Origin of the sequence: Acholeplasma laidlawii PG-8A, assembly GCF_000018785.1 — a bacterium.
GTDB lineage: Bacteria > Bacillota_I > Bacilli_A > Acholeplasmatales > Acholeplasmataceae > Acholeplasma > Acholeplasma laidlawii.
The window spans coordinates 909,577-924,988 of the sequence record NC_010163.1; the positions used below are offsets into that span (position 1 = coordinate 909,577).

The window sequence follows — 15,412 nt, forward strand, 5'->3', positions numbered from 1 at the left end:
TTTATACTCCGATAAATTCTTTGATGTCTTTTAAACACTCATCTAGCAAATCAGGGCTTAAAGCATTATATACTTTAGGCTTCATTTGATTGATAAACCATGTTTTTTGTCTTTTAGCAAATCTCATTGTTGCAGTAATAATCTTTTCTTTAGCAGTGTCTAAATCATTCATACCATTTAAATAATCTTTGATTTCACGATAGCCTATAATATTTAAATCGTAGTTTATTAAAGCTTTAGTCTCTTCAATAAATCCCTTTTCAATCATGAGATCTAATCTAGTTTCTAATCTTTTTTTCAAGATTTTTCTATCCATATCCAAATAAATTAAATAGATGTCATAGAGTGGTTCGTTCTTTTTAGTTTTGTTACTTCGCTTTTGACCACTGATGATTGTTCTATATGCAGATTCTATACGTCTAGGATTATTTAGATCTATTTCAATATCCGGATCTGCTTTTCTAATAACTTCAATCATTTCATTAATGTTTGGAAATTCAACGTTATCTTGTTGCTCAAATTCATAATTATAAAGCGCGGACTTAACATATAAACCACTACCACCTACGATAAATGGTTTATCTATTTGATCAATTAGCGTGCGAACATCTTGTTGAAAATTATAAACTGTATAGGGTTCATCTAAGGCTACATGACTGATTAAATGATGTTTTACACCATCCATTTCATCAGTTGTTATCTTAGCTGATCCAATATCTAGTTTCTTATAAATACTTACACTATCACCATTAATAATTTCAGCGCCTAATGATTTGGCAAGTTTTACAGATAATGCAGTCTTCCCACTACCTGTAGGTCCCACAATACAAACGACTTTTTTCATACGATACGCTTAAACATTTTCTCAATATCTTGATTAGAAAGTTTAATTAATACAGGACGTCCATGTGGGCAGGTATACGGATTTTTACACTGTCTTAAATCATTTTCTATTTTTTTTATTTCTTGTAGGGATAGTTGTCGGTTTGCTTTAATTGCACCTTTACATGCAATATCTTTAGCTAGTTGGTTTCTTAAGATCTTTAGATCAATTTTGCCATTATCTTGAAGCTGATCTACTAAAGCATGCACTGCTTTATCAAGTTCATTTTCACGTAACCATGTAGGATGTTTTACAACACTAGCATTCTCAAATTCAAAGCCAATATGTTTTAATAAATGACGATGTGTATGTAAAATTAATGCATCTTGTTCAGTGATATGTAGATCTTTAGCAACTAAGAGTTCATAGTAATCACTCTTTAAGGCACCAACTTTATCTTCATAATATTCATAGCGAATACGTTCTGCAGCAGCATGTTGATCCATTAGGAAGAGTCCTTCATCATTTTGATACAGTAAGTAAGTACCTGAAAGTGTTCCAATATACTCTAAATGTGGTAGTTTTTCAGTTTCTACAATCAGTGATTCAACTACTGGTGCCTCATTAAGTTCAAATAACTGTTCTGGTAAATCTTCTTGTTTAACAAAATCAAAGATGTCAATAATGGTTGGTTTAAATAAGTCTTTTCTAACTTCGGTAATTGCTTGCCTAATTGGCATATTACCAGATTCTAAGGTTTTTCTTATCTCTGGTGCTAGTTGATATGCAAACATACGCTCGTTAGCAAGTTTAGCCTCCATCTTTTGAGGATGGACATTCACATCCACTAAACTTGGATCTAGCGTAATATATAGTAAGCACAATGGATATTTGTTTGTCATTAAAAATGTTTGATAACCATCAATAATACTTTGACTAATGACATAGTTTTTAATATATCTTTGATTAATAAAGATGTTGATGTCACTTCGTTTAGAACGAACAAATTTAGGATCTACTAAATAGGCATCTACTTTAATTTTACCTAGATATGTAGATAATACTTTCATACCTTCAGTTATCTTTTTACCATAGATTGCTTCTATGAGTTGATTCATTTGGTTATTGCCCAATGTAGATTTTACTAATTTATTATCCATATAAAGTTTAAAACTAATCGTTGGATGTGAAAGTGCTAGTTTGTCAACTATTTCAGTGATTGCATTTTTTTCTGCGTATTCAGATTTCATGTACTTAAAGCGTGCCGGCGTATTATAAAAGAGTTCTTTAACAATAATTTTAGTGCCCTTATTTAATACTGCAACACCTTCATCAACAACCTTAGAATTTTCTAACTTTAAAAAGTATCCGTCGCCAGCATCTGTTCTAGACATAATCTCAATTTTAGATACAGATAAAATAGAAGGGAGTGCCTCACCTCTAAAACCTAGGGATCTGATATCATTTAAATCTGATATTTTAAATATCTTTGATGTAGCATGTCTAAGAAAAGCTTTATGAAGGTTTTCTCTAGTCATACCACTTCCATCATCGGTAACGCTGATGGATTCAAGTCCCATATTATGAACTTCTATACTTATGTTTTTGGCTTCTGCATCAATTGCATTTTCAACTAATTCTTTGATGACTGATGCAGGACGTTCAACGACTTCACCAGCTGCAATTGTATTGGCAAGCGCCATATCCATAATGGCTATATTTTTCATCATTAAATCCTTATTTTTTTTCTTTACTTAAACTTTGTAGATATTTTAATTTAATCAAAGCATCAAGCGGTGTCATTTGATTAATATCCAAGTCATTGATGTGATTTAATAAATCCTGAATATCATGCGGAATGATTTGTCCAAGTTCTACTTTTTCTTCAAACATAAATAGATTATGATCAATGCCTTTTCCATCTTTTTCTAATTTTTTAAGTAAGTATTTAGCACGTTTAATCACCGGATCCGGTAGATGTGCTAGGGCTGCTACTTGAATACCATAGGATTTATCTGATGAACCAAGTTCAACTTGGTGTAGGAATACCATATGGTCTTTTTGTTCGATAGCTTTAACGTGTAAGTTAGTTATAAGATCATGTTTTTCTGATAATTTAGTCAGTTCATGATAGTGTGTTGAAAACATCATTTGAGCTTTGATTTGGGTATGTACATACTCAATCATCGCCTGAGCAAGTGCAAGTCCATCATAGGTTGCAGTACCTCGTCCTATTTCATCAAATAAAATAAGAGAGTTTTCTGTTGCATAAGTGAGTGCATCATTTGCCTCAACCATCTCAACCATAAATGTAGACTTACCACCTGAGATATCATCACTTGAACCAATACGTGTAAATATTGCATCATATATTGGTAAATTTGCAGATGTAGCGGGTACAAACATACCAGTTTGAGCCATAACAGTAATGACTGCAAACATACGCATATAAGTCGATTTACCACTCATGTTTGGTCCAGTTAAAATAAATATTTCACTTGGTTTCATGTGAATATGGTTTTTAATGAACTCAACATGTTGTTCCACAACTGGGTGACGTCCATTTTCTATATCTACAATGCGGTTATGATTGAGTTTTGGTCTAACATATTTATACATTTCTGCTACTTTTGATAAACTGATATATTTATCAACTGATGCAATAATTTGACTTAATAATTGAAGTTCATGTGTATACGTTTTAGCAGTTTCTTTAATTTGATTAAATATTTCATACTCTAGTTTATCTGCTCTATCTTTAGAGGATAAAATCTTATTTTCTGCATTCTTTAAATCTTCTGTAATATAACGTTCTGCATTAGCTAGTGTTTGTTTTCTAATATAACCAAATTCCTCTTGAATGAGTGGAATATTTCCTTTAGATACTTCAATAAAATATCCAAATACACGGTTATAACCTACCTTTAAGTTCTTAATTCCGGTACGTTCTTTTTCCTCATTTTCAAACTTTTCTAACCATAAGTCACCGTTTTTAGCAATACTTCTAAATTCATCTAAAGTTTCATCATATCCATCTTTGATGATGCCACCTTCTTTAACAGTTAGGGGTGGTTCATTTTCAATCGATGCATCAAGTAATTGAAATAAAGTTTCAAAAACATCTACCTTATCATTCATTTCATCAATAAGTGGATTATCAAATGAATCTAAAACTTCTTTAAACTCTGGAATAAGACTAAGTGTTGTTTTAAGTTGAACTAAATCTCTAGCGTGTGTTTGGTTACTTGAAACACGTCCTACTAATCTATTTAAGTCATAAACTTGTTCTAGTATAGATTCAAGTTTATTTCTTGGTTCAAATTGTGTAAAAGCTTCAATATAATCATATCTTTTTTCTAGTAATTCTTTATCCTTTAAAGGATGTGTTAATTCATATCTTAGTAATCTAGAACCCATTGCAGTGGAAGTTTTATCAATCCACTGAATCAAGGTAGAATTGATATTTCCTGTTAAGGATTCTGTTAACTCTAAGTGATTTAAGACCTGGTGATCAAGTCTCATATATTGATCAACAATGACACTTTCAAAAGGCATTAAGTGAGATAAATCAAGTTTAGATTCTTTTTCTAAGTAATTAATTAATAAAGAACCAGCTTCTTTGAGATGCTTTTCTTTTAAATTTCTTACAATTCTAGTATTTTGAACTTCTTGATTCGTATAAATGGATACTAAAATACTTTCTTGTTTAAAAAAGTTTAATAAATAAATGTCCGAAGTGTTTGTTAAAACGATTTCTTTGAGTTTTAAATTAGATACTTCATCAGTTAAAGCTTGTTTGGTTAGACCATTTAAGATAAATGTATCACCCGTTGAAATATCTGCATAACTTAATATATATCCATATTCTGATAAAGATACTGAACCGATAAAGTTATATTCATTTTTGGGTAGAATATCATCATCAATAATCATACCAGGAGTAATGAGTTGAACAACTTCACGTTCAACTAAACCCTTACCGGGTTCTGATGTTTGTTCAACAATTGCGATTTTAAAGCCTTTAGTAATTAGTTTTTGAATGTATACTTTCGCTGCATGATGCGGTACACCACACATTGGAACAGTTTGACCTGCTTCCTTTTTAGTAAGCGTTATTTCTAGAACCTTGGATGCAGTAATCGCGTCATCAAAAAACATTTCATAGAAATCACCAAGTCTAAAAAAGACTATCGCATCTGCGTAGTCTTCTTTAATTTTTAAGTATTGTTGCATCATAGGTGTGTATTTAGAAATATCTGACATGTTTACTTCCTTATTTTATACATAATATTGTGACATATCATGTGCAGAACCAAATAGTGGTTCTATGATGGAATCTCTTAAGAATGGTCCTATAAATGGTATGTTTTCATATCCATAAGTAAATTCTAATCTCCAAATGCCATAGAAAACTACAAAGACTAAAAGCACAAATGTAATAAATCCTAATAAGAAAAACATGAATCCACGAGATTTTTTAACTTTTTTCTTACTGTCAGGATGACTTATTTTTTCTATAGCTTCAGCTAACTTAGTGGTTTCTGATGCTTCTTTTTGTTCTACAACTTGAACTTTTGATCCAATAGAAGCAAACACTAGTAATCCTGTAATAATAAATCCTGTAAATAGTGTAATCACACCTAGCACTTTAAGTGACTTCATTGAAGGTTTTCTTAGGAGTTTAATAAATGCATATAAGTTTACTAACGAAAGTACAATAGAACCATAGTTGACAACTAACTTCATAGTAGCATCTAAATCAGCAACCATTTGATTTGCTTCCACTAAGAATGGTGCAATAAGTAGACCAAATGAAAGGAGTGATACCCAAGCAAATCCAACCGCAAAGACTAGTGATAATAAAGCAGCAAGTACACCAATTCCACGTTTGTAATGGAATTCTTTAGTCATTGTTTTACCATCAATCTCAAATGGTTTTTCAGGATCAAGTTCTGGTGCATCAGAATCATCTTCTCTTAACAGTTCTTGAATAAGTACTTCTTGATTCACCATCATATTAGTTGGTTGTGGTCTAACGACTTGTTCTTCTTTTATGAGCGGTTCTTGAACCACTACAGGTTCAGGTCTAATTGAATTTTCAATGTGAACACTAAACTCTTTTTCTTTAAAACTTTCAGCTAATTTGGTAAATGCTTCAGTTAGTTTATCAAGTTGAGGTCTATAATCAATAACATCGGCGTTTACGACAACATTTGGCGTCACAGTAGGTTCAACTACCTTTTCAATAATCATAGGTTTAGGTTCAACTACTGTTTCAGTTTTTACTACTGGTTTAGGTACTTCTTTTTTAACTACAGGCTCATCAAGATTTTCGTATACTTCTTGAGACTGTGGTACGAAATAAGTTGACTTAGTTTCTTCTGCATTTGATAGAATAAATTCAATTATTTCTTCTTTTTTAAGTTCAGTAGATACTTTGATGTCATGATCTTTAGCAAATCTTTCAAGTAAAATAATATTTTGTGTTTTTAATTTCTTTTCAAGATCTGGTGTAAGCTCATTACGTTCTTTTAATTTATCTAAAATCACTTGAAGCATTTCGTTTTTCTTTAAGCGCTTTGGAATTGGAGCATTATACTTTTCACCAATACCTCTTAATTCAGTTAGGGTGGTTGCTTTATAAGTAACCGGTCTAAATTGAGCTTGTGTTACACCATCAATTTCCCCGTTTTCATCATATAAAACAGTATTTAAAGCTTTATTGAAGTCCAGAGTAAGTGGGCGTTTATTGCTCTTAATTGAATTATCAGCTTCGATAAATAGTCTTTCAATATCGCTATCGGATACACCTTTAACAACTATATAGTCTAAAAAATCTCTCCAGAAACCAGTGAGATAAAGATTACCTAAGGATGTTGATTTATACCATTCTAATAAGTTAACTAATTGTGTATCGGTAAACTTACTAAACCATGTTAATTTGTAACCCATTTCATCGGCAAGTGTTTTTCTTTCTTCAATTGTGCGCTCAACAGGTTCTTTTAACACTTTGGATAAAACATTCATGCGTAATTTACGCGGAATAGTTAAACCAATAGATTGTAAAAACTCAGCTAGATAAGTTCCTGATACAAAACTTAACTTAGTGACCAAATCATCGACTTGGTATTTCCCTTTTTTTGTAACAAACAAACCCTCTTTATTGAATACTGCCATAAGAAATTCCCCCTTATCATATAGACTATTTTAATTATAACATATAATATTTTATAAAAACAAACATTTGAGTGAGTCATATAGGTCAATTATTGCCTTAATATAACATTTAAACTAATTTATGAGTTTCCTCTAAATGTATTTTTTCAATTTTCTTTGTAGGACTTAGCGTAAATAAACATGCATTTAATTGACGTCTACCTAGTGCTACTTCGTTTGGTCTACTTTGACCATGGATAAATCTGTCTATGATAATTTCTTTTTTAACACCTATGACACCATCTAGTGGTCCTGTCATGCCTACATCTGTGAGATAGAGTGTACCATTATCAAGTAATCTATCGTCATTTGTTTGAATGTGCGTATGTGTTCCCACCATCATATCAACTTTACCTTCTAAAAAGTAAGCCATCGCTATTTTTTCAGATGTTGTTTCAGCATGAAAATCTAATAGTGCATAGTCATAAGTTTCTTTGTCTAAAACTTCTTTAACCATCATAAATGGCGGTTCATAATCTTCATTCATAAACGCTTTTCCAAGTGCGTTGATCACTAATACTTTTTGACCGTTATAGTTGATGATTCTATAACCACTGCCTAAATTAGATCCATCATTGATTGGTCGAATGATATTGCTATCTTCAATAAATGTTTTAAGTTCAGGGTTCTTCCATGTGTGGTTACCCATAGTTAAAAGTGATATACCAGCTTGCATAAGTTTTTTATATATCTTTTTATTAATACCGCGTCCATTTGCAGAGTTTTCTGCATTTGCAATGATTAAATTAGGTTGGTATGTTTGTCTTAGGTATGTGATATTTTCTAATAAGTAATCTATACCAGGATCACCATAGATATCACCAATAAATAATATTTTCATACATCCATTATATATGAAAAAGAGGCAAAACTGCCTCTTTACATTAAACTTTATTTTATTTAGCTACATCCGTTGCTCGTTTTTCACGAATAACTGTAACTTTGATGGTTCCAGGATATGTCATTTGTGCTTCAATCTTTTCTTTGATTGTGCGCGCAATATTAATTAATCCTAAATCATCTACTTTATCAGGTAATACCATAACACGTACTTCACGACCAGCTTGAATAGCATATGCTTTATCAACACCAGTTACATCATTAGAAATTTCTTCTAATTGTGTTAGACGTTTCATGTAGGAGTCCATAGATTCAGATCTTGCACCTGGACGCGCTGCAGATAATGCATCTGCTGCTGCAACTAAAACTGCAATAATTGATTCTGGCTCGCTATCACCATGGTGAGATGCGATTGCATCAATAACTTCTTTAGGTTCTTTATATCTTGACATAAGTTCCACACCAATCGATACGTGTGAACCTTCTACTTCATGATCAATTGCTTTACCAATGTCATGGAATAAACCAGCACGACGTGCAAGCATTTCATTTTCACCAATTTCAGCAGCTAATTTCCCTGCTAGGAAGGCTACTTCAATTGAGTGTTTCAATACGTTTTGACCATAGGATGTTCTAAATGTCATACGCCCTAATAGTTTAATAATATCTGGATGTACTTTACCCACACCAGTTTTAAATACTGCTTCTTCACCAGCTTCGCGGATGAACATGTCAATTTCTGTTCTTGCACGTTCAACAACTTCTTCAATACGTCCTGGATGAATTCTACCATCTTGAACTAATATTGTTAAAGCACGTTTTGCAACTTCACGTCTTACAGGGTCAAAACCTGATAAAACTACTGCTTCTGGTGTATCGTCAATAATTAGATCCACTCCAGTGAGAGCCTCAAGTGATCTAATGTTTCTTCCTTCTTTACCAATGATACGACCTTTCATGTCTTCATTTGGTATTTCAACAACTGTAACTGTACGTTCAGATGTTGTTTCAGCTGCATATTTTTGCATAGCAAGTGATAATATCTCTTTACTCTTATTTTGAGCAATAGACTTCGCATTATCCTCTTCATCTCTAATATAAGCCGCAATTTCATTTGAGATAGAATCCCTTACTTGAGCCATTATCAATTCACGAGCTTGCTCTCTTGACAACGCTGAAATAGAACTGAGTTTCTCCTCTTGTTCCTTTATTAATTCTTCCACTTTGCTATATTGGATATCAAGTTGTTCTTTACGTTCGTTATGTCTTTCTTCTTTAGCGTCCAGACCGATTTCACGTTTATCTAAATATTGTGATCTTTGGTTTAAAGCATTCTCACGTTGAGTTGCTTTTTCTTCAAGATTCATGACGATTTGACGGCGATCTTTAATATCTTCATCAAATTCTTTACGTAACGTTAAAATTTCTTGTTTAGCTTCAAAAACCATCTCTCTTTTAGTTCTATCAGCTTCTTTTTTTCCGTCTTCAATAATACGTTCAGCTTCTTCTCTAGCCAAACGTAAACTTTTTTCATGTTGAGCTACACGAATAAAATAACCCACCAAAGCACCACCAAGGGCACCTACGACGATTAGCAAAATGAAGGTAATTAATGCAGGAGTGTCAACATTAAACATTATGTCAAACATCTCTTTAAACCTCCATATTTAGTTTTAACTTCTTATTTGAATAATAATCAAAAATTAGTTTCGTACATAAAGTACTTAATTTATTATAACTTGATTTCATTTTATAGTCAATGAAAAACACGATATAGAAGCGCTTAAATATTTTCATAAACGACCATTTACTTTTAAATAACACGATTCATCGATTTTGATGTCAAGAAAAACTTATAAACATTTTTAAATCTAACATTTCTATAGTATAATATCACTTAAGTAAACGTTATAAGGAGAAAGACATACATGGTACCTAAGCATACACCAAATTCTAAATTCGGAAGATGGTTATTAAAATATCGACTAAAACTCATACTATTTGCATTTATAGTTATTATACCAGTCACCTTTGTCATCGCACTATATTTAGGGGATTATCTAAAATATAAAAATGTTGATTTTGATGGCAATGTTGTATCACAGTTTCAATCAACTTTCATCACAACCGAGGATGAAACAAATCATGAAATCATTAATTTACAAACAGATGAATTACTTATCCAAATCAAACTTATGGATATGTTAATTCCTGAATATTATGATGATACCAATGGTCATTACACATTCAAGGCACGTCAAGAAGTTAAATCGGGTAAGCACATTCATGAACTCGCGGTAAAATTTGTAGTTCAAGCAGAATGGATTAATGCTAAATCAGCTGTGACTACCATACCACTTACAAACACTTTTGGTACAGATAGAAAAATATCATTTAACCACATATTACCTCAATCACCATTATGGTTTGTTCATGTGAATGCACCTTATCTATATGTAGAAGTTGTATATCATATTGAACTAGCTCTTGATCAAGAAGAGACAGTGACACATTACTTCAAGACATATCTAGGTGATTTAACACCAGCTAGTCAAATAGTAACTGAATAATTAATTTATAATAAAAATCCTTTTGGTAGACAATCTCAAACTTGAGATCTTACCAAAAGGATTTTTTTATTAAACGTTTTCTATTTTAACATTCATTTGTGATTTATAGATGTGAGCATATTGCTTATCAAGTTCCAGCAACTGATCATGTGTGCCTTCTTCTACCTTAAAACCATTATCTAATACTACAATTTTATTTGCATGCTTAATTGTAGACAATCTATGCGCAATGACAATTGTTGTACGTCCTTCTTTGACCTTATTAAGGGCTGTTTGAATAAGACTTTCAGTTTCAGTATCAATATTAGCTGTAGCCTCATCCATAATTAAGATAGCAGGGTTATGAATTACTGCTCTAGCAAAGCTAATTAATTGTTTTTCCCCAACAGATAAATTACTTCCACCTCTATAAAGTGGTTGATGAATACCTTCTGGTAGTTTATCTATCATAGGTCCACCACCAATTTCTCGAAGTACGCTTTCTACTTCTTCATCCGTGACATCTTGGCCAAATTTAACATTACTTGCTATAGTACCTTTATAGATCATTGGATCTTGTAAAATCATACCAATATGGTTTCTATAAGTACGTTTAGAGTAAGACTGGATATCTACACCATCAATATAGATTTTACCTGAATCACCATCTTTAAAGTCATAAAATCTTAGTAATAGATTCATCATTGTTGATTTACCACTACCTGTATGTCCTACAATACCTACCATAGAACCTTCTTCAATATTAAGACTTACATTTTTTAATACAGGGGCATCTTTTGAATAGGCAAAGGTGATATCTTCAAATTCGATTTTACCTTTAAATCTTTCAATTTCTTCAAAACTATCATCTTCTTGCTCAGCATCAATGATTGTAAATATACGGTCTGTTCTTACAAGAGCTAGTTGTAAATTACCAAACTCTCTAAATAACACACCAACCGGTTCCATCAAACGAGATAGGAAGTCATTGTATGCATAAATTGTACCTGCAGTCATGACGTATGTACCTACAGTTAAGCTTTGGAATCCAAAATAAGCAACAATAAATGCAGTAACTAAAAATCCAAGTAAACGAATCATATTCCAACCAATCGATAAGTGAAGTCTTTGTTCTTTGAGTTGTTCACTTCTAAATATATTGGATGTGACTTCAAATTCTTTTTCTGTTTGTTCTTGGTAGTTAAAGATTTGAAGCACGTTAATACCATTTATAATTTCATTTAACTGTGCAGTAATCATGGAAGCAGATTCGGATACTTTTTGAGCAATCTCATTTAAATTTCTAATAAATACCTTTAACCATATATAGATTAATGGGAATAAAATAAATGTAAATAGTGCAAGTGTTGAATCTAAATAGAACATTCCAATGTATGCAAATATAACGGATAAGAATGAATTAAATACTAAATTCATCAAAGTTGAAAATAAATTGATCATACCATTGACGTCTGTAATAATACGGTTTGCTATTTTACCAGCTGGTTCGTACTCAAAATAAGACATCGGCATATTTTGAAGTGCTTTAACTGCATCTTTTCTTGCATCTCTAACAACATTTGTTGTAATGAAGGCTGTTGTAATACGTTGGATAAATAGAAATAGTATATGAAATACATATCTAAGGATTAATAAACCTAATAGGATGAAGATAGGTTGTAGGAATGGTGCATAAAAACTACTCACTTCACCACCTGTTAGAATTTGTGCAGTATATACAACTTTATCACCTTCAAAAGTTGTAATTGTTAATTGCCCTTCTGTTTCAGTAGTTGCAACAAATTGTTGATTTCCAGAGACGATTTCATCAAAAATAGCTAAGTATTTCCCATTTACAATAACAATCGTTAATGGTGCACCTTCATTTGCGTCTTGAGTATAGTAATTTCCTTGATATGCCACTTTAGAACTATCTGTAGTCTCATACCACTGTTTAGTAATTCCTACTAATTGATCATCTAAAATAGAACGAACGATGAGTGGTGCTAAGAGTCCAAGCATTTGGACAATGAGCATACTAATGATTGAAATAGTTAATAACTTTTTATAGCGTCTAATATAACGCCAAACTTTTTTAAATTGTTTCATATAGACACCTATTTCATTTTCATTTGTTGGTCATATTGAGCTTTGTACCAACCATCTTTTTGAATTAATTCTTCATGTGTTCCGATTTCAGAAATACGCCCTTTATCCATAACGATAATTTGATTAGCTTCTCTAATTGCTGAAAAACGGTGTGCAACAATGATATTTGTATTACCTGAACGATAAGTTTTAAGTTGTTTTAATATGGTTTCTTCCGTGTTTGCATCGACTGCTGAAAGTGAGTCATCTAAGATTAATATTTCAGGGTCTCTGATGATTGCTCTGGCAATCGATAGTCTTTGCTTTTGACCACCAGATAGTGTTGTTCCACCTTCACCTACACGTGTTTGAAGACCGTTTGTTAAAAATCCGATATCTTTTTCAAAGTCTGCTATTTTAATTGCTAAATTTAATTGATCAATACTTGCATCAGGATTACCAATCATGATATTTTCTGTTACTTTTCTTCTAAATAACATATGTGTTTGAGGTACATAACCAACAATCTTTCTTAAACTCTTAATGTTATATCGTTTAATACTTTTATTATCAATAACAATATCACCTTCTGTGACATTAAACTCTCTTAAAAGTTGTCTAACTAGTGTAGTTTTACCTGAACCAGTAGGTCCAACAACACCAATTGTCTCACCTTTTCTAATCACTAGATTAATATCTTCTAATGTATAACGTTCATCTAATGGATATTTAAAAGCCACATTCTTGAATTCAATCTTTTTAAAGTCAATAATTGGTTCAGGAATATCTTCATTTTTAACTTTTGGGTCCACCTTCATAATTTCATCAAAACGGTCAATGGCAACAGTGGCATTGTTGATATGTTGAAATACACCTGATATAGATATAATCGGACCATATAAAATACCAATATATGAAATAAAGATGATTAACTCACCAAGAGTCATCTTTTGATAAATAATGAAAAGTGCACCAAATACAAAGGCTAAGATATAGGCAATTGCATATACAGATTCAAATAAAGGTGCTAGTCTATTTTCATAATTAATTATATAGCGCCATGATTTAATATCTTCATCAATCGTTTTATGTTGTTGTTTTAAATCGTTTGCTTCTTGGACATAAGCACGAATAGTTTTTTGACCTTCTACAGACTCTAAAATCTTTTCAGTCATATTTGCATAGATTTCTCTATGTATTTTAATATACCCTCTTTTTCTCACGCGGATCATATTTAGTATAGTAATACCAATTGGCATGACAGTGACTGAAATAAGGGTTAATTCCCAGGAGATTGTAAAGGTCATAACACCAATAGCAAACATAATGATACCGATATTAAAAATAATACCTTCAAGCACTGATGTTGCAGCCATGGTAATCATATCTAAATCAGCTGTTGCTCTAGATATTAAGTCACCTTTTTGAAATCTTTCATAAAACTCTGCATCCATCTCAAAGAGTTTTTTTAGATATATTTTTCTAAATTCAAAAGCTAACTTTTGAGCTGTTTTAGCAGATGTATAGTTATAGATAAATGATATTAAATATCTAAAAATAGGTATTAATATGAGTGCACCAACAATAAAAGATAGACTCATCCAAGTCAACCCTTTTGATACAATCACATCAATTGCAATACCCAATACATATGCTGGAGTTAATGCTAGAACCGCGATGATGATGAGGTAAATAAACATCATCGTATAACTTTTCCACTCTTTTTTTAAGAACCAACCGGTTTTTCTAATTATGTTTATCATACAAGCCCACCTAAAACTTTTCTCTATATCTATTATAAAATAATAAAACAAAAAGTGGTGATAGTTTCACCACTTTGTTCAATATAATTCTATTTTGTGTAAATTATTCTATTTTGTTAATTTAAAATGCGTTCTAACCTTTTTTTCTAACTCGTTTAGAAGTTCTGGTTTATCTTCTAAATATTGTTTTGCATTGTCACGACCTTGGCCAAGTTTTTCTTCACCAATGTTATACCATGCACCACTTTTATTAACTAAATTAAGTTCTACTGAAAGGTCAAGTACTTCACCACTTCTAGAAATACCAGTACCATACATAATATCAATAGATGCTGTTTTTAGTGGTGGTGCCACTTTAGATTTAACAACTTTCACATTTGATTTAATACCTATCATCTCACTACCTTGTTTAATCGCTTCAGCACGTCTAATTTCTAATCTCACTGATGAGAAGAATTTAAGTGCACGACCACCCGGGGTTGTTTCTGGGTTACCAAACATCACGCCAACTTTTTCTCTAATTTGATTGATGAAAATTGCTACAACATTTGATTTTGAGATAACGCCTGACATTTTGCGCATAGCCTGTGACATCATTCTTGCTTGTAAGCCTACATGGTTTGCAGACATATCACCAGCAATTTCAGCTTCTGGTACTAAAGCCGCTACAGAGTCTATGACGATCATATCAATAGATCCACTCTTAATTAGAGCCTCAGCTATATCAAGTGCTTGTTCACCTGTATCTGGTTGAGATAACACTAAATTATCTATATCCACACCTAGTGCTTTTGCATAATTTGGATCAAGTGCGTGCTCAGCATCGATAAACGCTACTGTACCACCTTGCTTTTGTGCACTTGCCATAGCATGTAAAGTAAGTGTTGTCTTACCACTTGACTCAGGTCCATAAACTTCAATAATTCTTCCTCTAGGATAACCACCAATACCTAATGCTATATCTAATGCTATAGAACCAGATGGAATTGCTTCTATTGAATGGTCAGCACCATCACCTAATTTCATAATCGACCCTTTACCAAATTGTTTTTCAATTTGTTTAAGGGCTAATTCTAGTGCTTGTTGTTTTTTATTATCGCTCATAAACTAATCATTCCTCCTATAGTATAGTA

Annotated in this window: 10 protein-coding genes; 1 reads left to right on the forward strand and 9 read right to left on the reverse strand. The window is 32.1% G+C overall.

Translation table 11 applies throughout. From position 1 onward, the window contains the following. Nucleotide 1: 1 nt before the first annotated feature. From miaA to rny, 6 genes are all read right to left on the reverse strand, one after another. Complete coding sequence (gene miaA, locus ACL_RS04355) at nt 2-844, reverse strand: tRNA (adenosine(37)-N6)-dimethylallyltransferase MiaA (protein ID WP_012242825.1); 843 nt, start codon at nt 842-844, stop codon at nt 2-4. Beyond that, nucleotides 841-2,553, reverse strand: coding sequence for a DNA mismatch repair endonuclease MutL (mutL, locus tag ACL_RS04360; protein WP_012242826.1), 1,713 nt, complete (start codon nt 2,551-2,553; stop codon nt 841-843). The genes miaA and mutL overlap by 4 nt, the downstream gene beginning before the upstream one ends. A 7-nt stretch (nt 2,554-2,560) precedes the next feature. Continuing rightward, on the reverse strand, nt 2,561-5,086 hold the full coding sequence (gene mutS / locus ACL_RS04365; RefSeq protein WP_012242827.1) for a DNA mismatch repair protein MutS: 2,526 nt from the start codon (nt 5,084-5,086) through the stop codon (nt 2,561-2,563). A gap of 15 nt (nt 5,087-5,101) precedes the next feature. Then, nucleotides 5,102-7,000, reverse strand: coding sequence for a hypothetical protein (locus tag ACL_RS04370; protein WP_012242828.1), 1,899 nt, complete (start codon nt 6,998-7,000; stop codon nt 5,102-5,104). A 109-nt stretch (nt 7,001-7,109) separates the two neighbouring features. Further along, nucleotides 7,110-7,880 carry a TIGR00282 family metallophosphoesterase gene (locus ACL_RS04375; protein ID WP_012242829.1) on the reverse strand — a complete coding sequence of 257 codons (771 nt, stop codon included), beginning with the start codon at nt 7,878-7,880 and terminating at the stop codon, nt 7,110-7,112. A 55-nt stretch (nt 7,881-7,935) separates the two neighbouring features. Further along, nucleotides 7,936-9,516, reverse strand: coding sequence for a ribonuclease Y (gene rny / locus ACL_RS04380; RefSeq protein WP_012242830.1), 1,581 nt, complete (start codon nt 9,514-9,516; stop codon nt 7,936-7,938). A gap of 291 nt (nt 9,517-9,807) precedes the next feature. On the opposite strand from rny, the gene ACL_RS04385 reads away from it, so the two are divergent. Further along, on the forward strand, nt 9,808-10,449 hold the full coding sequence (locus ACL_RS04385) for a hypothetical protein (RefSeq protein WP_012242831.1): 642 nt from the start codon (nt 9,808-9,810) through the stop codon (nt 10,447-10,449). A gap of 69 nt (nt 10,450-10,518) precedes the next feature. On the opposite strand, the gene ACL_RS04390 is transcribed toward ACL_RS04385, so the two are convergent. From ACL_RS04390 to recA, 3 genes are all read right to left on the reverse strand, one after another. Further along, nucleotides 10,519-12,537: an ABC transporter ATP-binding protein gene (locus ACL_RS04390; protein WP_012242832.1), complete on the reverse strand. Its 2,019-nt coding sequence runs from the start codon at nt 12,535-12,537 to the stop codon at nt 10,519-10,521. Between the two features lie 8 nt (nt 12,538-12,545). Then, on the reverse strand, nt 12,546-14,279 hold the full coding sequence (locus ACL_RS04395) for an ABC transporter ATP-binding protein (RefSeq protein ID WP_012242833.1): 1,734 nt from the start codon (nt 14,277-14,279) through the stop codon (nt 12,546-12,548). A gap of 108 nt (nt 14,280-14,387) precedes the next feature. Next, nucleotides 14,388-15,383: a recombinase RecA gene (gene recA, locus ACL_RS04400; RefSeq protein WP_012242834.1), complete on the reverse strand. Its 996-nt coding sequence runs from the start codon at nt 15,381-15,383 to the stop codon at nt 14,388-14,390. Nucleotides 15,384-15,412: the final 29 nt, after the last annotated feature.